This window comes from Aminobacter sp. HY435 (genome assembly GCF_027568395.1).
GTDB lineage: Bacteria > Pseudomonadota > Alphaproteobacteria > Rhizobiales > Rhizobiaceae > Aminobacter.
Window position 1 is genome coordinate 262,034 of record NZ_JANKZL010000003.1, and the last position, 21,818, is coordinate 283,851.

The window sequence follows — 21,818 nt, forward strand, 5'->3', positions numbered from 1 at the left end:
CGCGAGCGATGGCAGCAGATTGCCCCGGACAGCCGAAGCAACTGCATCGTTCATGCCTGCAGCGACGGTGCGAGCTGACGCAGCTGCCATTGCCGCCTATCGCCAGTTTGGTGCGCATTCCGTTCACGGCCCCTCGCAAAGCGGCGACTGGGTGTCGACCTGGGCCGATGTCGCCGGCGCCGACGCGATCATTGCCACGCTCAGCGCAGAAGGCCGGCCGGTGCTGGCGCTGGCGCTGGAAGTTTGCCGCAAGGGGCCTTTCACCGTCGCCCGCTTCATCGGCGGCAGCCACGCCAACGGCAACTTTCCCGCAAGCGATGCGCGCTGGCTGGAAACGGCAAGCCATGCCGATGTGCAGGCGCTGCTCGCCTCGATCAAAAGGGCGCGGCCGGATATCGATCTCGTCGCCTTCGAGCGGCTGCTGTCCGATCTTGATGGGTTGCCCAATCCGCTGCTGAAGCTGCCGTCTTCGCCGAGCCCCAACGTCGCGCTGGCGGTCAATCTCAACGGCGGATTCGAAGCGGTGCTCGGCCGAACCAGCGGCAAGAAGAAGCGAAAGCGCCATCGCAGCCAGCAGCGCAAATACGAGGCTGTGGGCGGCCACAAGCGGGTTCTGGCAACAAACGATGCCGACATCGACGCGATGTTCGACGCCTTCTTCGCGATGAAAAAACAGCGTTTCGGCGCCATGGGCATTACCGACGTCTTCGGCGAGCCGCAAGTTCGCAGGTTCTTCCGCACCCTGTTTTCGACGGCGCTGAAGCAGCCTGAGCCAGCTTTCGTGCTGCACGGGCTTGAGGTGGGCGGGAAATATCGCGCGGTGACCGGTTCGAGCCGGGTCGGCAGTCGCCTGGTGTGCGAGTTCGGCGCCATCGCCGATGACGAACTGGCCTATGCCAGCCCCGGTGAGTTCCTGTTCTTCGACAATATCGAAGAGGCATGCAAGCAAGGCTTTGCGGTCTACGATTTCAGCGTCGGCGACGAGCCCTACAAGCGCCAATGGTGCGACATCGAAATCCGCCATGCCGATGTATTGGCGCCGCTGACGGCCAAGGGCAGCGCCTATGCGCTTGCCCTGCGGATGGCCTCCCTGATCAAGAGGGCCATCAAGAACAATGCCGGGCTATGGGCAGTGATGAAGCGGCTGAGGACGGGCGTGCGCGGCAAGGCCCCGACGCCCGCGGAAGAAGACTGAAAGCTCAGGCCGCCGAGCGGGTCGGCTGAGGCGACGTCGGCAGATCGTGGCCGATCGGCGTCACCAACATGACGTCGTCATAACCGCCAGCGCGAAGTCCGTCGGCGACATCGACGATCTCCTCGCCATGCTTCAGGAAGCTGACGAGTACCTCCGTGCCGTCGCCGACAAGACGCCTGATTTCATTGGCATCGGCCGGACCGCATTCGATGACCACCAGATCATAGGCGGTGGTGAGAGATTCGATGATGATCGGGAGGCGGTCAGCTGCCCGCATGGCGCGCGCCGGATCGACCGTACCAACAGGCATGACGTCGCACTCGGAATAGTGGTCGGCGCGAATGACGTCAGTGAACTGCGCTTCCGAAGCGAGCAAATTGGTGATGCCGGGATAGCGGCCGCCATCAAGCATCGGCTGCGAGGCAGCACCGGTTGCGGTAAGGTCGAGCAGCAGGACGCGCAGTCCGACATCGGCGACCTCGCGCGCCACCAGAACGGCTGTGGCGGCGGCCTCGTCGCCTTCCGGCGAGACGAAGATCGCGCGCGCCGCACCGCTGGTGATCAGCCGCTCTGCGGCGCGTTCGATGCTGATGCCGGGATAGGTCTGCCCGGACGAAACATCATTGTCGGCAACACCGTCGCGGCGCGCCGGGAGAGCGTCGCGCAGCACCAGTTCCTCGGGCTCGTCATGCAGGACCGGCTCGTTGGCAACATCCCATGAAGTCTGCGAAGTATCATCCGGCAGCTCCGCCGCGCGTCTTGCGGGCATCGCGACCTGCGCAACAGGTGCGACCCGCGAACCGGCGGCCGGGCGCATTGCGCGGCCCGAAAACAGTTCCTGCAGCAGCGTCAGGATCGCCATCAGCAACAGCGACCCGACAAAGGCGGCGCCGACGATCGGCACGACCTTGGGGAAATACGGCTCGGAAGGAACGATGGCGCGCGAAAAGATGCGGGCATCGACCGGCAAATAGTTGCGGTCCTGGCGCGAGGCGGCCTCGCGGTAGCGGGTCAGGTAGGATTCGAGCAAGGCCCGCTGGGCGGCAGCCTCGCGCTCCAGCGCACGCAGTTCGACTTCTTCCTCGGAGGCCCGAGAGGATTCGACCTTCAGCGTGTTCAGGTCTGCCAGAAGCTGCTGTTCGCGCTGGGTCGCGGCCGCAGCCTCGTTGACCAGCCCGCCCAGCACCTTCTCGGCCTGGTTCCGGATCTGCGCGTTGAGGTCGGCCAGCTGTGAATTCAGCGCCTTGATGCGGGGATGATTGGGAAGCAGGGTCGTCGAAAGGTCGGCAATGTCGTTGCGCAATTGCACCTGCCGCTCGCGCAGCCGCTGAATCAGCCCCGACGACAAGACTTCCGGAATAGCGTCGAGCGATCCGCCGTCCTTGAGGGCCTGGCGGACTGTCTGCGCCGTTGCCTGCGCGGCGGAACGGTTGGCGCGAACGCGTGACAGTTCGCTCGACAGCTCGGAAAGCTGCTGCGTCGCCAGCACGGAATTGTTCTGACCGACCAGAAGGTCGGACTGCGCGCGGAAGGCCGCAACCTTGGCTTCGGCGTCCTTCACCCGGTTGCTGAGATCGGCGATCTCGGGCTTGAGCCAATCGATGGCCTCGGTGCTGGATTCAAGCTTGGAGCCACGCTGGAATTCGAGATACGCATCCGCGATGGCATTGGGTACGGCGGCGGCAAGCTTGGGGTCCTGCGACGAGAACTGGATGCCGATGACGCGCGACTTCTCGACCCTGTAGACGACCAGGCGTTCGCGCATTGCCTTGAGCACGCGCTCTTCCGGCGGCAACTCGTTCGGATCGCCCTTCAAACCGGCGATCACCAGCAGGCGCGACAGCGCCGACATGTCCGCGGAGGCGTCGAACTCGGGCAGCGAAGCCAGATCGAGCTTCTTGGCGACCTGCTTGAGGATGTCGGTCGAACCGATGATCTCGACCTGGCTGGTCACCCCCTCCTCGTCGAGCATCGGCCGGTCGCTTTCGCCACTGCCGTCGGGCCGTGTGAAAACGGATTCGCGGGTCTCGATGAGGATCTTGGTCTCGGCCCGATAGTGCGGGGTTGCCAGCGAGGCGAAGACAAAGGCCAGTCCGGTCACCGCGAACACGACAATTGCCAGCCGACGCCAGTTGCTGATGAGGCTGGCGAAGAGCTGGCGAAGATCGACATCGACATCACCGGTGTTGGATTGGACGCCTGACATGCATTCCTACTCCGAGGCTAAGCAGGCGCACGGTAAACAAACATGGTAACCCATGCGTTAACGACGCCGGGTGCTTGGCGTTGGACCAAGCCAGGCAGCGCAACTTTCCTTTACCGGGCATTAACCCTAACAAGTCGATAACGGTGCCGAACCAGTCGCCTCGCATGGCGGCAAGCAGTCGAAGGCGCGTCGCCCGTCATGAAAAGCACCCTTCCCCTTTGTCAGGCGCTTGTCGCCGTCATGCTCGTCGCGTCCGGCTGTTCCAGCTATCGCCCGGCGCCTGCCGCCTTCCATGAGGCGCTCGACCAGCCGTACAGGCTCGGCGCCGGAGACCAGATCCGCGTCACGGTGTTCGAACAGGAAGGCCTGACCAACACCTACAGCGTCGATCAGTCCGGCTACATCTCGTTCCCGCTGGTCGGAGCGGTCCCGGCGCGCGGCAACACCACCCAGCAGGTCGAGGCCGCACTCGCGGCCAAGCTGCGCCAGGGCTATCTGCGCGACCCCGACGTTTCCGTGGAGGTCGACCGCTACCGCCCGATCTTCGTGATGGGCGAGGTCGGCGCTGCCGGGCAATATTCCTATGTCCCCGGCCTGACCGTGCAAAAAGCCGTGGCGATGGCCGGCGGCTATAGCGCCCGTGCCAACCAGGGCAATGTCGACATCACCAGGGACATCAACGGCAAGGTCATGACCGGCCGCGTCGTGACGTCCGACCCACTGCTGCCCGGCGACACCATCTATGTCCGCGAGCGGCTCTTCTAGCCCCCGATGCACCAGCCCGTTTCCGCCAAGCTCCGGATCGTCCATTGCTTCAGGTCGCCGGTTGGCGGCATCTTCAGGCATGTGCGCGATCTGACGGAAGCCCAGGTGGCCGCCGGGCACTCGGTCGGCATCGTCTGCGACTCGACCACAGGGGGCGACCATGAGGAGCGCCTGTTCGACGCCGTCAGGCCGATGCTTGCACTTGGCGTCCACCGCACGCCGATGCAGCGCCATGTCGGACTCGGCGACCTGACCGCCGCATGGCGGAGCTACAAGATAATCAAGGAATTGCAGCCGAACGTCCTGCACGGCCATGGCGCCAAGGGCGGCGCCTATTCGCGCGCATTCGGCTCACTGTTGCGGGTTTCAAGGTCTCGCGTGGCCCGCATCTACTCGCCGCATGGCGGCAGCCTGCACTATGACGAGAAGACAACGTCGGGAAAGGCCTTCTTTGCGCTGGAACGGTTGATGGAGCGGTTTACCGACCATCTGCTGTTCGTCTCCGACTACGAGCGCAGAACGTTCGTGCGCAAGATCGGTGAGCCGCGGGCGGCCAACAGTCTCGTCTACAACGGCCTCCAGGAAGCTGAATTCGAACCGGTGCCTTCGCAGGTCGGCGCCGCCGACTTCCTCTACATCGGCATGATGCGCGACCTGAAGGGGCCGGATCTGTTCATCGAGGCAATTTCGGCGATCAGGCGCCAGGCCAAGCCGGGCGTCATTGCCATCATGGTCGGCGACGGGCAGGACCTTCCCCGCTACAGGGCGCAGGTCGACAGGCTCGGTCTCGCCGCTCAAGTGCAGTTCCGGCCGGCGATGCCGGCGCGCGCCGCATTCGCCCTGGCCGATTGCGTGGTGGTGCCTTCACGGGCAGAGGCCATGCCCTACATCGTGCTCGAAACCCTGGCCGCGCAGAAGCCGATCGTCGCCACTGCCGTCGGCGGTATTCCGGAGATACTCGGATCGGCGTCGCCTGCGCTGGTGCGGCCGGACGCTGGCGAACTTGCCGGCAAGATGAGCGCCTTTCTTGAGGCTCCGGCCCAATACGCACGTGCCATGCCCGATACGCAAGAGCTCAAGAGCCGCTTCAGCGTGGCAGTAATGGCCGAAAATATCGAACGAGCCTATCGCTCAGCCCTTTCGCCGTTGCCCCTTAACGCAAAGCGGACAATGCCAACGGACCGTTCAAGGGTTTCTTAGGCCAAAGCTGATAGTCGATCTGGCGATAGTATTGCCAGCTTCTCAGATCGATGCCCATGACCGACAATGATCCAGCACAGCGCTTTACCGCAGAAGCGGTCAGGGCAGCGAGCGGCGACGGCCGCAAAGCCAGCACCAAGCTGAGCAATGTCGCACAGGAAGTTGCCGCGCAGTACCGGCAGGACAGCATGTCTCCCGTCATGGTCAGCGGTGTCCTGCGGCTTGTCGAATTCGCGATGCTGGCGGTGTCGGGTCTCGTCATCTACGCCTACCACGTCGGCTTTCTCGACCATTTGGGCTGGCTGTATCCGCTGGTCATCGCCGCGGCCTCGCTGGTGGCGGTCATCTTCTTTGAAGTGATGGACTGCTATCAGCTGCAATCGTTGCTGCGTCCTGGCGGCGCGATTGGCCGGATGACGCTGTGCTGGGCCATGACCTTCGCGCTGATGGCGGTGACAGCCTTCTTCATGAAGGTGTCCGCCGACTATTCGCGCCTGCTGTTCGGGAGCTGGTTCGTGATCGGCCTCGCTGTTCTCGCCTTCGAGCGCCTTGTCGCGGCGAAACTGATCCGGCGCTGGACCCGCAACGGCCGCATGGAGCGCCGGGCGGTCATCGTCGGCGGCGGCAAGGCGGCCGAATCCCTGATCCGTTCCATCGAACAGCAGCCCTACAATGACATCCGCATCTGCGGAATCTTCGACGACCGCGACGACCGGCGCTCGCCGCCGATCGTGGCCGGATATCCCAAGCTCGGCACGGTTTCGGAACTGCTGGCCTTCGCCCGCATCGCCCGCATCGACATGCTGATCGTGTCGCTGCCCGTCTCCGCCGAGACGCGCGTGCTGCAGTTGCTCAAAAAGCTTTGGGTGCTGCCTGTCGACATCCGCCTGTCGGCGCATTCCAACCAGCTGCAGTTCAGGCCGCGCTCGTATTCCTATATCGGCGCGGTGCCGATGCTCGACATCTTCGACAAGCCGATCAACGACTGGGATTCGGTCGCCAAGCGGGCCTTCGACATCGTCTTCAGCCTGCTCGGCATCCTCGTCTTCGCGCCGGTGATGATTGCCACCGCAATCGCCATCAAGCTCGACAGCAAGGGACCGGTGCTGTTCAAGCAGAAGCGCCACGGCTTCAACAACGAGGTGATCGAGGTCTACAAGTTCCGCTCCATGTATGCGGACCAGTCCGACCCGTCCGCCCGCAAGTCGGTGACCAAGAACGATCCGCGCGTCACCCGCGTCGGCCGCATCATCCGCAAGACCTCGATCGACGAGCTGCCGCAGTTCTTCAATTCGCTGTTCGGCAGCCTGTCGCTTGTCGGCCCGCGGCCGCATGCGGTGGCCGCGCAGTCGCACAACCTCCTCTACAATGAAGTGGTCGACGGCTACTTCGCCCGCCACAAGGTCAAGCCCGGCGTCACCGGCTGGGCCCAGATCAACGGCTGGCGCGGTGAAATGGACACGGACGAAAAGATCCGCAAGCGCACCGAGTTCGACCTCTACTACATCGAGAACTGGTCCCTCTGGTTCGACATCAAGATCCTGTTCCTGACGCCGATCCGGCTGCTTGATACGGAAAACGCCTATTGAGCGCGATCGCCCATGAGCTGCCGCCGGCCGCGATCAACGCCAAGCTGGCCAGCCTGATCTCGACCGGCGCCATTGCGCTGGGCGTGCTGCTGTCGGGCTTCGTCATTCGCGAACCGGCGCCCTACGAGCTCTACATGGCCGGCCTGATCGCGGTGTGGTCGCTGTTTGGGCTGCGCATTTCCCGCGCCATCACGCCGATGGTCGTCCTGTTGGTGACCTTCAACATCGGCGGCATGATCTCGATGACGCAGATGTCGAATCTGATGAGCACGCCGCTCTATCTTGCGGTGTCGCTGTTCCTGGCCTTCACCGCGATCTTCTTCGCCGCCGTCACCGAGGCAGATCCCAAGCTCTACCGCGTGATCTTCCTTGCCTGGGTGACATCGGCGGTGGTCACCTCGCTCCTGGGCATACTCGGCTATTTCGGGGCGGTGCCGGGCGCGGAGATGTTCACCAAGTTCGGACGCGCGGCGGGCGCCTTTCAGGACCCCAATGTGTTCGGTCCCTTCCTCACCCTGCCGGGCATCTATCTGCTCTACCGCCTGCTGACCGGCAGCCCGGCAAGGATGGCGGTCTATGCCGTGCCGCTGCTGATCGTTACCGGCGGCATCTTCCTGTCATTCTCGCGCGGCGCATGGGGCCTTTTCGGCGCGTCGGCGATCCTGCTCACCGGCTTCCTGTTCATCCAGAGCAACAGCGGCATGTTCCGGCTTCGCATCGTCGTCATGAGCATCGCCGCGCTCGCGCTGCTGACGGTGGCGCTTCTGGTGGCGTTGCAGATCCCCAGCATCGCCGAACTGTTCACCACCCGCGCACAGTTGGTGCAGGACTATGACGGCGCCCGTCTCGGTCGTTTCGCCCGCTATGGGATCGGCTTCTTGCTTGCGACCGAAAAGCCGTTCGGCATCGGCCCCCTCGTGTTCGGCCAGATCTACGGCGAGGACACGCACAACATCTGGCTGAAAGCCCTGATGGACTATGGCTGGCTCGGCTTCGCCTCGTATCTTCTGCTGATCGTATGGACTGTCGCGGCCGGCTTCCGCATCCTGTTGCGCGACCGTCCATGGCAGCCGTACCTGCTCACATCCTACGTCGTCTTCATCGGCCATCTCGCGCTGGGCACGGTCATCGATACCGACCATTGGCGCCACTTCTACTTGCTCCTCGGCATGATCTGGGGCGCGATCGGCCTCGAGGCGCGTCATCAGATGACGCATGTTCGCCACGTGAACTGACTCGCCGGCGGCGCCGGCTTTGCACACAATCGGCGCGATTTGTGAACGGTCCGGCACCCTTTCGCCGGCTCACTTCGGTGTGACTGCTTTGTGAATCAGAGTGACCGGTCGCGCTATGGCATTCCCAATTGAGCGAGCCTATCTGAGGGTGGTAAGCGAAACGACCAAATAAAAAAACGTTTTCGCAGCCAACTTTTTGAAAGGAATACCCCCATGAATAAGCTCATTCTTGCTGCATCCGCACTCGTGATCATGAGCGGCGCCGCCATGGCAGCATCGTCGAACGGCGTTGTTAGCACATTCAACGACAATACTCGTGTTATCACGCTTGAAAGTGGAAAGAGCTTCACCGTCCCTCGCGACGTTGCTCTGCCCACGATCCAGGCTGGCGAACAGGTCTCGATCATCCTCAACGATGAAGGCGACCGCGTAACCGCCGTCCTGCGCTAGAGCGCCGTGCGTCCGAATGGACGCACAAAGGACGCTCTAACTTACTGAGTTGGCGCATCGTGCTTTCCGAAAATCGGCACCGATTTTCGGGCCGATGCGCTAATCGGGCAAACGCCTCCGGCGATGTCCTGCCATCGCCATCGAGAAAGCCACGGGCCCTCCCACCCGTGGCTTTTTCTTTTGCCCAAGTCACGGGGCCGGAGCAAAGCGCGCACGTGAACGGGCAAGCAAGCTCGCAAGTTGCAGCGCAGCCCAAACGATGACGTGACCACTTCGTGTTTCGAGTTTACCGGCAGCGCTGCAACCTGCTCCCGGGCCATCCGTAACTATTGGCATCGAGGCATCGGCACCGGCATTCAGCCAAAGATGCCTCCAACTACCACCGACAGGAGAACACGATGAGAAAGCTCATTCTCGCGGCGGCTTCGCTCGCCCTGATGTCAGGCGCCGCCCTCGCCACAGAAGTGAACGGCACTGTCGTCCGCTTCAACAGTCATGCCCGCGTCATCACCCTTGACAACGGCAAGAGCTTTACGGTCCCACGCGATGTCGCGCTGCCAGCGATCCAGGTCGGCAGTCGCGTGTCGATCCAGCTCGACGATGAACGCGACAAGGTCGAGAACGTCTTTGCCAGCCACTCGATGATGTAGCCGCTTAGGCCGGACGCCACGGGCAATAGCCATGCTCGTGGCGTTTGTGTTGCCGCCCCATGGGGGGTATCTGAGCAGCCGCTCAGAACTTGTAGGCAAGCCCAAGCCTGATGTCGTGGGTGCGAAGCTTGATCTTACCAGCTTCCTCACCCCGCAACTCTGCATAGTCCTTGCTGCCGAAGTCGGAGTAGCGGTACTCGGCTCGCAGGATCAGATTGTCGGTTGCCGCATATTCTATGCCCGCACCGATGTTCCAGCCGACCATGGTTTCCTTCTCGGAAAACATGAGCACGTTGTCACCGAGAAGTTCGAACTCATATCCGCCAAACGAGAGACCACCCGCGACATATGGCAAGAAACGGTCCATGGCATACCCGGCACGAGCCCTGACTGCGCCGTTCCAATTCATCTTTGATGAGGTGTCCAGTCCCACCAACGGGCCGTCATTATCCGAGTACTCGCCACCGCCACCCGTGAGGTGGGCAGCGTTGATATCCGCGTCGATGCCGAGAACGACATTGTTCGCAAACTGGTGGTTGTAGCCTACATAGACGCCGCCGAGGACGCCGTCTGGATCGTAGTCGGTACGTTGCACGTAGTCGCCGGTCCGGTTCTCAAAAGGAGAATCGCCCCATGCGTATCCGATTGCCGCGCCGACATAGATGCCTGACCAGTTGTAGGCGCTTGAAACGGCTTGATCGTAAACAACGGCATCTGCGGCACCGGCAGTACCGGCAAGCCCAAGCAGCACAGTAGTCGCGAGAAGAGTCCGCATCATAAGATGTTCCTCGTATCGCCCCCGATACGAAGCTTAGACCATTTGCGTTACAAGTACATGAGGAAGGACTGGGCCAGCGAAGCGCTTTACGCGGTGTGGCAAACGCACAACAGCAGCCGTCAACGACAACAACTGCCGGCCGATCCCCGAAAATCCGCTCTGCGTTGACGGCGAACTGAATTGGCCGAACTGGTGCACCAAGCGGGGGCCAAAGTTTACCCCCTGCTACCCGTTGCTTGCCCGAATCCAGCCATGAGTTGTTCAACGTTGGCTGAACTTCTCATAAGCTGTTGTATCGGTGGGGAAATTTTGGTCGGAGTGGCCGGATTCGAACCGACGACCCCTTGACCCCCAGTCAAGTGCGCTACCGGGCTGCGCTACACTCCGGACCGGTCGCGGTGTACCTTCATATTGCTGCTTCGGTCAACCCACTTCGACGGCTTTTCCGCCAATCTTGTTCATTGTCGAAAATTACCTGAGACCGGGCTTCGCGGCAGTCCGTGAGGCGCCCTCACCGCACCTGATCGAGCAGTCGCTTGCACTCAAGAAGGTCGAACAGCGCTTCCTGGAGAAGCGCGCGGTTGTCGCGGGACAGCTTGCCGGAATCGGCAGAGACGGGGCCTTCGTCATCGCCCTTGCCCAAACCGAAGAAGCGCCGGCTCGGCTTGGCGCGCGACTCGCCGACCAGCATCTCCTCGTCGACGCGTGGCTGGGCGGCGGGCGTCAGGGGTGCTTCCGCCTGCTTGCGCTGGGCGATGGCCTCGACTGCCTTGAGGTCGCCACTGCCGATGGCGACCAGGAACTGGTTGCCATTGTCGCGCAGCAGTTTCTGCACGCCCTTGATGGTGTAGCCCTGTTCGTAGAGCATGTGGCGGATGCCCTTGATGAGCTCCACATCCTGCGGGCGGTAATAGCGGCGGCCGCCGCCACGCTTCATCGGCTTGATCTGGGTAAAACGGGTTTCCCAGAAGCGCAGCACGTGCTGCGGCAGGTCTAGATCTTCGGCCACTTCGCTGATGGTGCGGAAGGCGTCGGGGCTCTTGTCCATGGTCGCCACTTTCGCAAACGATTCGTGATTCATTTCAGCGGTTTGCGCGACAACATTCAAGCCCGGCGCGAATCCGCGCCAGGCTATCAACCGATTAGTCGGTGGAATCAGTTACTTGGCGGCCCTGGACTTGCCGTTCTGGTGGGCCCGCAGGATACGGCTCTTGAGCACGTTGGATGCCTTGAAGGTCATCACCCGGCGCGGCAGGATCGGAACTTCCTCGCCGGTCTTCGGATTGCGGCCAACGCGCTCATTCTTGTCGCGGACATGGAACGTCGCGAAAGAGGACAGTTTGACGGTCTCGCCGCGCACGATCGCTTCGCAAATCTCGTCCAGCACGGTTTCGACCAGTTGCGCCGATTCCGTGCGCGAAAGGCCGACTTTCCGGTAGACGGATTCAGCGAGGTCTGCACGTGTAAGTGTCTTGCCCCCCATGCGACGGTCCAATCCTCAAAAAGCAACAAAAATGAGCAACGCGCCGGAGGTTAAGTAATTGATCCGTCAAGGTCAAGGACCGATGCCATGACCTTACTGCAAGTCATTCAAGGTGCCGCAACGACACCCCGCTCACCACCTGACGAGCACCGCGCCCCAGGTAAATCCGCCGCCCATCGCTTCCAACATCACGAGGTCGCCCTTCTTGATGCGACCGTCGGCGACCGCCGCGGAAAGCGCCAGCGGGACGGATGCCGCCGAGGTGTTGCCGTGCAGATGGACGGTGACGACAGCCTTTTCCTCGGCAATGCCAAGCTTCTTGGCCGAAGCGTCGATGATGCGCTTGTTGGCCTGGTGCGGCACGAACCAGTCGAGATCGTCGGCGGTGATCCCGGTCTGGGCGAAAACGTCCTCGATGACGTCGGCGATCATGCCCACCGCATGCTTGAAGACCTCGCGGCCTTCCATCTTGAGGTGGCCGACGGTGCCCGTGGTCGAAGGCCCCCCATCGACATAGAGCTTGTCCTTGTGGATGCCGTCGGAACGGAGGCTGGCGGCCAGAACGCCCTGATCGGCGATGGTGCCCTCGCCTTCCTGCGCTTCGAGCACCAGCGCGCCGGCGCCATCGCCGAACAGCACGCAGGTCGAACGGTCGTTCCAGTCAAGAATGCGCGAGAAGGTTTCCGAACCGATGACCAGCACCCGCTTGGCCATGCCGCCCTTGATGTAGAGGTCGGCCGTGGTGACGGCGTAGACGAAGCCGCTGCACACTGCCTGCATGTCGAAGGCGAAGCCGTGGCGCATGCCGAGGCGGTTCTGGATCTCGACCGCGGTGGCCGGGAATGTGTTGTTCGGCGTCGATGTCGCCAGCACGATAAGATCGATGTCGTCTGGCGTCAGGCCGGCATTGTCGAGTGCCGCGCGGGCCGCTGCTTCGCCGAGCGAGGCCGTGGTTTCGTCATCAGCGGCGATATGGCGCTGGCGAATGCCGGTGCGCTGAGCAATCCACTCGTCCGAGGTCTCGACCATGCCCTCGAAATCGGCGTTCTTCATGATACGACGGGGCAGCGCCGAACCGATGCCGCGCACAACTGATCTGATCACTTCAACGAATTCCTATTCCTGGTCATCGACCGCAGCGGTGGGACGGCCCATCGCAGCATGCGGATTGCGTGCGTGAAACAGGTCGAGATCGGCTTCGATGCGGTCGAGCAGCCGGTTCCTGACCATATCATAGGCCATTTCGATTGCGGCAGCGAAACCATCGGCGTCAGCGCCGCCATGGCTCTTGACCACGATACCGTTGAGGCCGAGGAACACGCCGCCATTGGCGCGGCGCACATCCATCTTCTCGCGCAGGCGATCGAATGCGCCCTTGGCGAAGATGTAGCCGATCTTGGCCATCAGCGTGCGGCTCATCGCCTCGCGCAGATAGCCCGCGATCTGGCGCGCGGTTCCCTCGGCGGTCTTCAGCGCGATGTTGCCCGAAAAGCCTTCGGTCACCACCACATCGGTGACGCCCTTGCCGATGTCGTCGCCCTCGACGAAGCCGCGGTAGTTCATCGAGGACATGTTCGCCTCGCGCAGCATGCGCCCGGCTTCCTTGACCTCTTCCTGGCCCTTGATCTCTTCGACGCCGACATTGAGAAGGCCGACCGTCGGCTGCTCGATGCCAAACAGCGCGCGCGCCATGCCGGTGCCGAGAATGGCAAAATCGATCAGCTGGTGCGCATCGGCTCCGATTGTCGCGCCGACGTCGAGCACGACGCTTTCGCCGCGTGTCGTCGGCCAAAGGGCGGCGATCGCCGGGCGATCGATGGTCGCCATGGTGCGCAGGCAGAACTTGGACATCGCCATCAGCGCGCCGGTATTGCCGGCGGAAACGCAGGCATCGGCCGTGCCGCCCTTCACCGCCTCGATCGCCTTCCACATCGACGACTTCCAGCGGCCCTGGCGCAACGCCTGGCTGGGCTTGTCGTCCATGCGAACGGAGACCTCGCAATGGACGAACTCGCTGACGGCGGCCAGTCTCGGCTGCTTCGCCAGTTCCGGGCGCACCACTTCCTCGCGGCCATAGATGATGAAGCGGATATCGCTGCGCCGGGTAGCAACCTTGGCCAAGGCTGGAATGATCACGGAAGGCCCGTGGTCGCCGCCCATGGCATCAATGGAAATCTTGATCACTAGTCGGTCATCTCACTGTTTTGGCGTAGGGGCACGCAAAAGTCCGGCGAAAATAGCGGTTCCTGGCAACCGTACAACCGGGATTACGCGAAAAGGCAGGCGTTTTCAAAGCTTCTTGGATATCAAACGAAGCTTTTTCTGGAATTCGCTTTCGATCGGCTCCGCTTCCGCGTCGGCCGCACTGGGCGCGGCCGCGCCGGTTTTGCGCGGATATGGATCGATCCCCAAACCGAAAAATTCCTCGGCGAGCGCTCCGACGTCGATCGTGTCGCCAGTGAAGGTCTCGGGTCCGTCGGGGCCTTCGGCATCGAGCAGGATCTCACCGGCGGCATTGAAGCCCTGGCGGCCGAGCTTGGACTCCTCGGGCAGGAAAACGCCCTCTACATCCTCGTCGATGCTCGCCGTGACCGGCTCAAGGGTGACGATGCAGGCTTGCGTGATCTCGGCTTCGACGCGACCGCTGACCTTGATGCCGTTGCGCTTCCACTTGGTGACAAGCAGGTCGGCACGGTAGCGTTCGACGGACAAGAGCCCGTGCGCCCCGGCCAGGGCCGCGCGCTGCGCCGCGTCCGCATCGATCAGCACGGGCATGCCCTTTTGCGGCAATCGGGCGACATTGACGGGATAACCAACCGGGCTGTCGGTCTGGACATTCTTCATCGGTGGCCTCCTTCAGGCTGCCTTTGGGGCCGGGTAATCGAGCTTGCCGGCGCAAATATCTTCGGACGGCTGCCCGGCCAGCTCACGATTCGCCTCGAAAACATAGGCGGCGAGATCGGTGGCTTCCGGCCAGGCCTCCACGCCCGGCCGTACATTGCGCAGCAAAGCCGCAGCAAGAGCCGCGCGATCGTCCTGCTCCAGCGCTGCCTTGTAGGACTCGGTGCGGCCGTAGAACATTTTTGCGAGCTTCTTCATGCGCTTGGGCACGCCGACATCGCTGATGCCCAACTCGCGGAGCGAATGATCGACGTCAAGGAAGAACTCGTCGATCAACTGCTGGGCAATCTCCGCCGAGGTTCCGGGTTCGCCGCGCAGGCGGTGCTGAAACAAGAACATATGCAGCGACAGCATTTCGAAACGGCCAAGCGGCGTATCGGGAACGTTCCATGCCGAATAAAATGGCTCCTGCCGCGCGGCCGCCACGATTCGTGTATAGAGCGCATCGACGATGGCGCGGTTGGCTCGGCTTTTGCGGCCAAACAGACGCTGGAACATAGAGGGCGGTCTCCCGGGGACCCGTTTCGCTAAGTGGCCTTGTTGCATCGGCGCGCAAGCTGGTTTACCGGTTTTGCGGCTTCGCGCAAGCTGGGCTCTGGCACGACAGGATGGAGTTGTTGTTGCACTCGCTGAAATTCAAGATGCCGATTTCGTTGCGTCCGGCAGGCGCCGTGTCATTGATCGTCGCTGCAGCCGCGCTTTCGGCTTGCAACACTTCGAAGACCTTCGGCGACCTGACGCCCAGCGAAACGCTGACCCAGGGCTATGTCATCGACCAGCAGTCGATCGACTCGGTGCCGGTTGGCTCCAGCCGCGAGCAGGTCCTGCTGGCGTTGGGCACACCGTCGACCACCGCCACTTTCGACAACGAGGTGTTCTATTACATCTCGCAGACCCGCAAGCGCGCGGTCGCCTTCGCCAAGCCCAAGCTGGTGGAACAGCGCGTTCTTGCGGTCTATTTCGGACAGGACGGCCGCGTCACCAATATTGCCAATTACGGCATGCAGGACGGCAAGGTGTTCGACTTCATCTCGCGCACGACGCCGACGGGCGGCAAGGACCAGAACTTCCTGGGCCAGTTGCTGGCAGGCGCCGGCAAGATGGGCTCGAGCGCGGCGAGCAGCATTCTCGGCGGCAGCTAGGCCTCCACAAGACTTTTCAGAATCTCAGGCAACAGGACCCGCGGGAGCAATCCCGCGGGTTTTCTTTTTGCAGAAGCGCCCCAAGCCACGCCCAGCCGCAAAAGAAAAACCCCGCCCGCTTGCGCGGACGGGGCTTAAGACGGTTCGGGCAGGCTACCCTGCCCGCTCGATCAGCCTGCGCTGTGGGCCAGGACCGCGAGCAGCAGCAAAGCGACGATGTTGGTGATCTTGATCGCCGGGTTCACCGCCGGACCGGCGGTGTCCTTGTAGGGATCGCCGACGGTATCGCCAGTCACCGAAGCCTTGTGCGCCTCGGAGCCCTTCATATGCTTGACGCCGTCCTTGTCGGTGAAGCCGTCCTCGAACGACTTCTTGGCGTTGTCCCAGGCACCGCCGCCCGAGGTCATCGAAATGGCCACGAACAAGCCGTTGACGATGACGCCGAGCAGCGATGCGCCGAGGGCGGCGAAGGCCGAGGCCTTGGAGCCCGAGAGCAGCAGCACGCCGAAATAGACGACGAGCGGGGCCAGAACCGGCAGCAGCGACGGGATGATCATTTCCTTGATCGCCGCCTTGGTGAGGAGGTCGACGGCGCGGGCATAGTTGGGCTTCGAGGTGCCCTTCATGATGCCCGGATCCTCGCGGAACTGCTTGCGCACTTCCTCGACGATGGACCCCGCCGCACGCCCGACCGCTGTCATGGCGATGCCGCCGAACAGGTAGGGAATGAGACCGCCGAAGATCAGGCCGGCGACGACATAGGGGTTGGACAGGTCAAAGGAGACCGTGCCGATGTCGGCGAAGTACGGGTACTGCGCGCTGTTGGCCGCGAAATATTGCAGATCGTAGCTGTAGGCTGCAAACAGGACCAAGGCGCCGAGACCGGCCGAGCCAATGGCATAGCCCTTGGTCACCGCCTTGGTGGTGTTGCCGACGGCATCCAGCGCGTCGGTCGATTGACGCACTTCCTTGGGCAGTCCCGCCATCTCGGCGATGCCGCCGGCATTGTCGGTGACCGGACCGAAGGCATCGAGGGCCACGATCATGCCAGCGAGGCCGAGCATGGTGGTGACTGCGATGGCCGTGCCGAACAGGCCGGCCAGCTGGAAGGTGGCGATGATGCCGCCGACGATGACGATCGCAGGAAGGGCAGTCGACTCAAGCGACACAGCCAGCCCCTGGATGACGTTGGTGCCGTGACCGGTGACCGACGCCTGGGCGATCGAGTTGACCGGACGCTTGTTGGTGCCGGTGTAGTACTCGGTGATGACCACGATCAGGCCCGTCACCACCAAGCCGATCAGGCCGCAGATGAACAGGTTCTGGCCGGTAATCAGCACGCCGCCGCCGGTTCCGATTTCCCCCCAGCCGATGGTGAGCGAAGTCGCCGCCCCAAGGCCGACGATAGACAGCAGGCCGGTGACGATGAGCCCCTTGTAGAGCGCGCCCATGATCGAGCCATTGGCGCCGAGCTTGACGAAGAAGGTACCGATGATCGAGGTGATGATGCACGCGCCGCAGATGGCGAGCGGATAGAGCATGACGCTCGACAGCACCTCGGAACCACCGAAGAAGATGGCGCCGAGCACCATCGTCGCGACGACGGTCACGGCATAGGTTTCGAACAGGTCGGCCGCCATGCCGGCGCAGTCGCCGACATTGTCACCGACGTTATCGGCGATCGTGGCCGGGTTGCGCGGGTCGTCCTCCGGAATTCCGGCCTCGACCTTGCCGACGAGATCCCCGCCGACGTCAGCGCCCTTGGTGAAGATGCCGCCGCCGAGGCGGGCAAAAATCGAAATCAGGGACGCCCCGAACCCGAGCGCGACGAGCGAATCGATGACAACGCGGTCGGCGGGCGCGTAGCCCATCGGACCGGTCAGGATCAAATAATAGACCGACACGCCAAGCAGCGCGAGGCCGGCAACCAGCATGCCGGTGATGGCGCCGGACTTGAAGGCGATATCGAGCCCCGCGGCCAGGCTGTTGGATGCGGCCTGCGCGGTGCGCACATTGGCCCGGACGGAAACATGCATGCCGATGAAACCGGCTGCGCCTGAAAGAACTGCACCAATCAAAAAGCCGATCGCCGCGGAGCTGGAAAGCAGCCACCAGGCGAGCAGGAACACGACCACGCCGACAATGGCGATGGTGGTGTATTGGCGCGCCAGATATGCCTGCGCACCTTCCCGGATGGCGGCTGAAATTTCCTGCATGCGCGCATTGCCCTGGTCGGATGCAAGCACCGACCGTGTCGCCCAAATGGCGTAAAGGACAGATAGCAGGCCGCAGGCGATGACGACGTAAAGCATTGTCATTGCCAATTCTCTTCCCTGATTGTGCCCGGAATTCCCCTCCCCGGGCGAGTGAATGAGGCAGGCAAGCCTTGGTGCGGCTTCCCGCTCCCGCCAACCATCCGAAACAGGGCAGCGAACGTCAAGATATCGCTAAGCTTTTGTCCCGGCTTTCGCCGCTCTGTCCCGAACGATCAAACGCAACTCAAAACAACTTCAGGCCAGTTGGCGGTCGGGCTGATTGACGTAGATCAGCACCGCCAGCATCGTCATGTAGAACTTGAATGCAGCCTCCTGGCCGTTCCAGGTGCTCGACTGCCACATGCCGAACCATTCGCCGCCGACGACCATGAATCCGAAAAACCAGACAAGAAAGCCCATCGTAACAGCCAGCGGAACGAAGCTCTTGGCGTCATTGAACTGTTCGGCGGAGCCGTTGCGCGCCTGCCAGAGCTTCAACGAAGCCATGAGGAAGAGCAGACAGGTCAACGCCTCGCCAAATATGATCAGCCAGTAGCCGATGCTCCACAGCGTCGGGTTGGTGATCGCACGATACATGATGGCGTTGCCGGGGAATGTGGTGTCCATGCTCAAGACATGCTGGACGAAGGCGAAGTTCGAGCCGTAGTCGGTGATATTGCCGAACGCCACAAGAAAGGCGAAAGCTGCAAGACAGAGACACATCACGATCTTGGAAAGACGCCATACCATGGCAAATACTCCTTCAAATGACGGACCGGGGCATCGGCCAAATCAATCGCCGAGTCGCAGCGGCGGCGCAACAGGCCAGAAAATCGATGTCGTGCTGACAGGTTCGGCCAGGATCCATGCCGGCAAGGCAGGGCTTGATGGCGCGCTCCAGACGCTCAGCCTTTCTGCGGAATGCCAAACGGGTGACGTGATTTCCCTGTCGGCCAGCGGCGCAAGCCACGACTTTTCAGTGGCCCGTCGCCGCTGGATCGTAGAGACCGACGCAAGCCGACTGGAAATCACGCTCGACTACCCGGTGCGCGGCCGCTAGCGAGGTCAGTCGTTTCGGGCGACTTGTCCCATGCGCCTTGCGGCCATGCGCTCCAGCGCCGACAGTGCGTCGTAAATCAGAACTGCAAGGGCTGCGACGAGCAATCCGCCCTGCAAGACAAAGGCGAGGTTATTGGACAAAAGTCCGGCAATTATGACTTCGCCCAGCGTCTTGGCCGCAACCGTAGAGCCAATGGTCGCCGTGGCAAGGCTGATTACGACCGACAACCTGATGCCGGCCAGGATGACCGGCACGCTGAGCGGCAGCTCGATACCGACAAGCCGTTGGCGCCCGGTCATGCCGGCGCCGCGAGCGGCTTCCACGACATTGGCTGGCGTCGTCGTCAGCCCGGTCAGCGTATTCTCGAAGATGGGCAACAGGCCGTAGAGGAACAGGGCGATCAGCGTCGGCTTTTCGCCGAAACCGACAGCGGGAACGGCGAGCGCCAGGACAGCCACCGGCGGAAACGTCTGGCCGATGTTCACCAGGCTGCGCGACAGCGGCAGGAACTCCGCGCCGGCCGGTCGAGTGACGAGAATGGCGAGGGAGATGGCGACGACGATCGCAGCTGCGGTGGCAATCGCGACGATCTTGAGATGCTGGAGCGTCAGCGACAGCAGGCTGCCCTGGTTGTAGATCGCCGGTGCGCCATTTTGCGTCAGCGGCCTGAACAGCGGTTCGAACCAATAAGGATTGGCCAGGAACGCGACCAGAACCGCGAGCAGCAGCAGCCTGAGAATGGTCGGAATCCAGGCCCTCATGTCGGTCTTGCCGCCCGCTTGACCAGTCCTTCGACGGTGACGCGGCCAATGACCTTGCCATCGCCAGAAGTTACCGGCATCGCCCCGCGTCCGGACCACAGGAGTTCGGCCAACGCATCGCGCTGGGTGGCGTCGACATCGATGGCGGCACCCTCGGCACCGCCCGGCTCGACGGCATCGCGAACCTCGCCAAGCGACAACAGCCTGAACGGACGGTCGCTTGCGCCGATCAGCGTTTCGACGAAGTCGCTGGCCGGGTTCGCCAGGATCTCCTCCGGTGTGGCGTACTGGACGAGCTTGCCGGCGTCCATGACCGCGATGCGGTCGCCGAGGTGTACGGCTTCCTCCATATCGTGCGTGACGAGAATGATGGTGGTGCCAAAACGCTTCTGGATGGCGCGCAGGTCTTCCTGCGCCTTGGTGCGGATGATCGGATCGAGCGCACCGAAGGGTTCGTCCATCAAGAGCACATTGGGCCCGGCAGCGAGGGCGCGGGCAACGCCGACGCGCTGCTGCTGGCCACCCGAAAGCTCATGCGGATAGCGCGGGCCGAATGCGGCGGGGTCGAGCTGCAGCAGGCTCAGCAGTTCGTCGACACGCGCCTTGATGCGGGCGGTGTCCCAACCCAGCAGGACCGGCACCGTGCCGATATTCTGGGCCACGGTGCGGTGCGGGAACAGGCCATTGCCCTGGATGGCGTAGCCGATGCTGCGGCGCAGCTGCGGTCCCGGCACAGAGCGGTTGTCGACGCCGTCGATCCTGATCGCGCCGGAGCTCGGCTCGACCAGGCGGTTGATCATGCGCAAGAGTGTCGTCTTGCCCGATCCCGACGTGCCGACAATGGCAGTCAGGGTACGCGGTTCGATGACCATCGAGACATCGTCGACCACGGCCGTCTCGCCGTAACGCTTGGTGATGTGTTCGATTTCGATCATGCCGTCACCGTCACGGGTCTGCGGGTCGCAGCGATTTCGACCACAGCGTCAAGAATGATGGCCGCGGCAAAAGCCATCGCCACCGTTGGAACCGCGCCAAGCAGCACCAGATCCATCGCCATCTGGCCGATACCCTGGAAGACGAACACACCAAAGCCGCCGCCGCCGATCAGCGCGGCGATGGTCGCAAGGCCAATGTTCTGCACCAGAACGATGCGGATGCCAGTCAGGATGACCGGAAAGGCGAGCGGAAACTCCACGCGCCAGAGGCGCTGCCAGCCGGTCATGCCCATGCCTCGGGCCGCATCGTTGGCGGCGCGCGGCACACCGCCGAGGCCGACCACCGTATTCGCAACCACAGGCAGCAGCGAATAGAGAAACAGCGCGACGAAAGCTGGTGCCACGCCTATGCCGCGTATGCCGATCGCCGCGGCTCCCGGAACGTTGGCCGCGATCCAGCCGAGCGGCGCGATGAGAATGCCGAACAGGGCAATCGACGGGATGGTCTGGATGATGTTGAGGACGTTGAGCACCCCTGCCCGCAACGCCTCCACGCGATGGCACAGGATGCCGAGCGGCAACCCGACGATCACGGCTCCGGCCAACGACCCCAATGCGAGTGTCACGTGCCGCTGCGCCTCGCTCCAGAAGACGTCGGAGCGGTTGAAGTATTCCTTCAGGATCGACAGGCTGTCCCAGCGGCCGGAGGCGAGCAGCCAGCTGATGGCCGCCGCGGCGAGCGCAAGCGCAACAATGCGTCCGAGCGGCGACAGTTGCAGCCGGGTCAGGCCATCGGCCAGCAGCAGGGTGAAGGCAAAAATCGAAACCCAGAAGCCGGATGCCGGCGACACCCGCGCAAACGTGTTGCCCTCCGGCGTCAGATAGGTTGCGGCAATGCCGATCAGCAGCACAAGCGACGCGAGTGCTGCAATGCTGGCGAGTAACCGCACCGGCAGCGGCGTCTTGAGCAGCGCGACAAGACCTGCCGCCACAAGGGCCACGAGCAAGAGCGGGCCCAAAGGCTGCGGCAGCGCCTCGAGGATCGATCGCGGCTCGCCCGGCACGATGCGATTGGCGCGAAAAATGGCGAATGGCGCCACATAGGCGCCATAAGCGGCGATCGCGGCAATCACCACGCCCAGCTTGTCGAACCTGATATCCACGACTGCGATGCGTCCCCGGCTCTTGTGGCGCGCTCCCTAGCGGGAAGCGC

General features: G+C 62.8%; 22 protein-coding genes and 1 tRNA gene. 9 read left to right on the forward strand and 14 right to left on the reverse strand.

Annotation, left to right across the window (positions count from 1 at the left end; translation table 11 throughout):
• The first annotated feature begins 67 nt into the window (after nucleotides 1-67).
• Entirely contained in the window at nucleotides 68-1,195 is a 1,128-nt protein-coding gene (locus tag PCJ21_RS04700; RefSeq protein ID WP_333474382.1) for a GNAT family N-acetyltransferase, read from the forward strand.
• Between the two features lie 4 nt (nucleotides 1,196-1,199).
• Here PCJ21_RS04700 and PCJ21_RS04705 read toward each other — a convergent pair whose 3' ends face one another.
• Nucleotides 1,200-3,401, reverse strand: a complete 2,202-nt coding sequence (locus PCJ21_RS04705) for a GumC family protein (protein WP_269930221.1) — start codon at nucleotides 3,399-3,401, stop codon at nucleotides 1,200-1,202.
• 198 nt (nucleotides 3,402-3,599) lie between these two features.
• Here PCJ21_RS04705 and PCJ21_RS04710 point away from each other — a divergent pair, with 198 nt between their 5' ends.
• From PCJ21_RS04710 to PCJ21_RS04735, 6 genes are all read left to right on the forward strand, one after another.
• Complete coding sequence (locus PCJ21_RS04710) at nucleotides 3,600-4,166, forward strand: polysaccharide biosynthesis/export family protein (RefSeq protein ID WP_269930222.1); 567 nt, start codon at nucleotides 3,600-3,602, stop codon at nucleotides 4,164-4,166.
• 6 nt (nucleotides 4,167-4,172) lie between these two features.
• Nucleotides 4,173-5,366 carry a glycosyltransferase family 4 protein gene (locus PCJ21_RS04715; RefSeq protein ID WP_269930223.1) on the forward strand — a complete coding sequence of 398 codons (1,194 nt, stop codon included), beginning with the start codon at nucleotides 4,173-4,175 and terminating at the stop codon, nucleotides 5,364-5,366.
• Nucleotides 5,367-5,422: 56 nt separating this feature from the next.
• Nucleotides 5,423-6,955: an undecaprenyl-phosphate glucose phosphotransferase gene (locus tag PCJ21_RS04720; protein WP_269930224.1), complete on the forward strand. Its 1,533-nt coding sequence runs from the start codon at nucleotides 5,423-5,425 to the stop codon at nucleotides 6,953-6,955.
• The gene (locus tag PCJ21_RS04725; protein ID WP_269930225.1) at nucleotides 6,952-8,190 is read left to right on the forward strand and encodes an O-antigen ligase family protein; all 1,239 of its coding nucleotides are present in this window, start codon (nucleotides 6,952-6,954) and stop codon (nucleotides 8,188-8,190) included. The genes PCJ21_RS04720 and PCJ21_RS04725 overlap by 4 nt, the downstream gene beginning before the upstream one ends.
• Nucleotides 8,191-8,403: 213 nt before the next feature.
• A complete protein-coding gene (locus PCJ21_RS04730) occupies nucleotides 8,404-8,640 on the forward strand; it encodes a DUF1344 domain-containing protein (RefSeq protein ID WP_269930226.1) in 237 nt (78 codons plus the stop codon).
• Between the two features lie 398 nt (nucleotides 8,641-9,038).
• The gene (locus tag PCJ21_RS04735; RefSeq protein WP_269930227.1) at nucleotides 9,039-9,290 is read left to right on the forward strand and encodes a DUF1344 domain-containing protein; all 252 of its coding nucleotides are present in this window, start codon (nucleotides 9,039-9,041) and stop codon (nucleotides 9,288-9,290) included.
• Nucleotides 9,291-9,372: 82 nt separating this feature from the next.
• On the opposite strand, the gene PCJ21_RS04740 is transcribed toward PCJ21_RS04735, so the two are convergent.
• The 8 genes from PCJ21_RS04740 to PCJ21_RS04775 all read right to left on the reverse strand — a co-directional run bounded on the left by PCJ21_RS04740 (nucleotide 9,373) and on the right by PCJ21_RS04775 (nucleotide 14,950).
• Nucleotides 9,373-10,065 carry an outer membrane protein gene (locus tag PCJ21_RS04740; protein ID WP_269930228.1) on the reverse strand — a complete coding sequence of 231 codons (693 nt, stop codon included), beginning with the start codon at nucleotides 10,063-10,065 and terminating at the stop codon, nucleotides 9,373-9,375.
• Between the two features lie 313 nt (nucleotides 10,066-10,378).
• A tRNA-Pro gene (locus PCJ21_RS04745) sits at nucleotides 10,379-10,455 on the reverse strand.
• Between the two features lie 124 nt (nucleotides 10,456-10,579).
• Entirely contained in the window at nucleotides 10,580-11,116 is a 537-nt protein-coding gene (locus PCJ21_RS04750; protein WP_269930229.1) for a MerR family transcriptional regulator, read from the reverse strand.
• Nucleotides 11,117-11,227: 111 nt separating this feature from the next.
• On the reverse strand, nucleotides 11,228-11,551 hold the full coding sequence (locus PCJ21_RS04755) for an integration host factor subunit alpha (protein ID WP_269930230.1): 324 nt from the start codon (nucleotides 11,549-11,551) through the stop codon (nucleotides 11,228-11,230).
• Between the two features lie 132 nt (nucleotides 11,552-11,683).
• On the reverse strand, nucleotides 11,684-12,655 hold the full coding sequence (locus PCJ21_RS04760) for a beta-ketoacyl-ACP synthase III (RefSeq protein WP_269930231.1): 972 nt from the start codon (nucleotides 12,653-12,655) through the stop codon (nucleotides 11,684-11,686).
• A gap of 12 nt (nucleotides 12,656-12,667) precedes the next feature.
• Nucleotides 12,668-13,735 carry a phosphate acyltransferase PlsX gene (gene plsX / locus PCJ21_RS04765; RefSeq protein WP_269930232.1) on the reverse strand — a complete coding sequence of 356 codons (1,068 nt, stop codon included), beginning with the start codon at nucleotides 13,733-13,735 and terminating at the stop codon, nucleotides 12,668-12,670.
• A 105-nt stretch (nucleotides 13,736-13,840) separates the two neighbouring features.
• Nucleotides 13,841-14,395: a DUF177 domain-containing protein gene (locus PCJ21_RS04770; protein ID WP_269930233.1), complete on the reverse strand. Its 555-nt coding sequence runs from the start codon at nucleotides 14,393-14,395 to the stop codon at nucleotides 13,841-13,843.
• Nucleotides 14,396-14,407: 12 nt separating this feature from the next.
• Nucleotides 14,408-14,950: a ubiquinol-cytochrome C chaperone family protein gene (locus PCJ21_RS04775; RefSeq protein WP_269930279.1), complete on the reverse strand. Its 543-nt coding sequence runs from the start codon at nucleotides 14,948-14,950 to the stop codon at nucleotides 14,408-14,410.
• Between the two features lie 110 nt (nucleotides 14,951-15,060).
• Here PCJ21_RS04775 and PCJ21_RS04780 point away from each other — a divergent pair, with 110 nt between their 5' ends.
• Nucleotides 15,061-15,594: an outer membrane protein assembly factor BamE gene (locus PCJ21_RS04780; protein WP_442865961.1), complete on the forward strand. Its 534-nt coding sequence runs from the start codon at nucleotides 15,061-15,063 to the stop codon at nucleotides 15,592-15,594.
• 170 nt (nucleotides 15,595-15,764) lie between these two features.
• On the opposite strand, the gene PCJ21_RS04785 is transcribed toward PCJ21_RS04780, so the two are convergent.
• Nucleotides 15,765-17,912 carry a sodium-translocating pyrophosphatase gene (locus PCJ21_RS04785; RefSeq protein WP_269930234.1) on the reverse strand — a complete coding sequence of 716 codons (2,148 nt, stop codon included), beginning with the start codon at nucleotides 17,910-17,912 and terminating at the stop codon, nucleotides 15,765-15,767.
• 192 nt (nucleotides 17,913-18,104) lie between these two features.
• The gene (locus tag PCJ21_RS04790; protein ID WP_269930235.1) at nucleotides 18,105-18,599 is read right to left on the reverse strand and encodes a DUF2165 family protein; all 495 of its coding nucleotides are present in this window, start codon (nucleotides 18,597-18,599) and stop codon (nucleotides 18,105-18,107) included.
• A 91-nt stretch (nucleotides 18,600-18,690) separates the two neighbouring features.
• Between PCJ21_RS04790 and PCJ21_RS04795 the strand changes: the two genes are divergently transcribed.
• Nucleotides 18,691-18,909: a hypothetical protein gene (locus PCJ21_RS04795; protein WP_269930236.1), complete on the forward strand. Its 219-nt coding sequence runs from the start codon at nucleotides 18,691-18,693 to the stop codon at nucleotides 18,907-18,909.
• 5 nt (nucleotides 18,910-18,914) lie between these two features.
• Here the strand turns inward: PCJ21_RS04795 and PCJ21_RS04800 are convergent, their stop codons facing one another.
• From PCJ21_RS04800 to PCJ21_RS04810, 3 genes are read right to left on the reverse strand one after another with little or no spacing between them, the layout of a single operon-like run.
• Nucleotides 18,915-19,670 carry an ABC transporter permease gene (locus tag PCJ21_RS04800; RefSeq protein WP_269930237.1) on the reverse strand — a complete coding sequence of 252 codons (756 nt, stop codon included), beginning with the start codon at nucleotides 19,668-19,670 and terminating at the stop codon, nucleotides 18,915-18,917.
• Nucleotides 19,667-20,605 carry an ABC transporter ATP-binding protein gene (locus PCJ21_RS04805; RefSeq protein ID WP_269930238.1) on the reverse strand — a complete coding sequence of 313 codons (939 nt, stop codon included), beginning with the start codon at nucleotides 20,603-20,605 and terminating at the stop codon, nucleotides 19,667-19,669. The genes PCJ21_RS04800 and PCJ21_RS04805 overlap by 4 nt, the downstream gene beginning before the upstream one ends.
• Nucleotides 20,602-21,768 carry an ABC transporter permease gene (locus PCJ21_RS04810; RefSeq protein ID WP_269930239.1) on the reverse strand — a complete coding sequence of 389 codons (1,167 nt, stop codon included), beginning with the start codon at nucleotides 21,766-21,768 and terminating at the stop codon, nucleotides 20,602-20,604. Before PCJ21_RS04810 ends, PCJ21_RS04805 begins: the two co-directional genes overlap by 4 nt.
• Nucleotides 21,769-21,818: the final 50 nt, after the last annotated feature.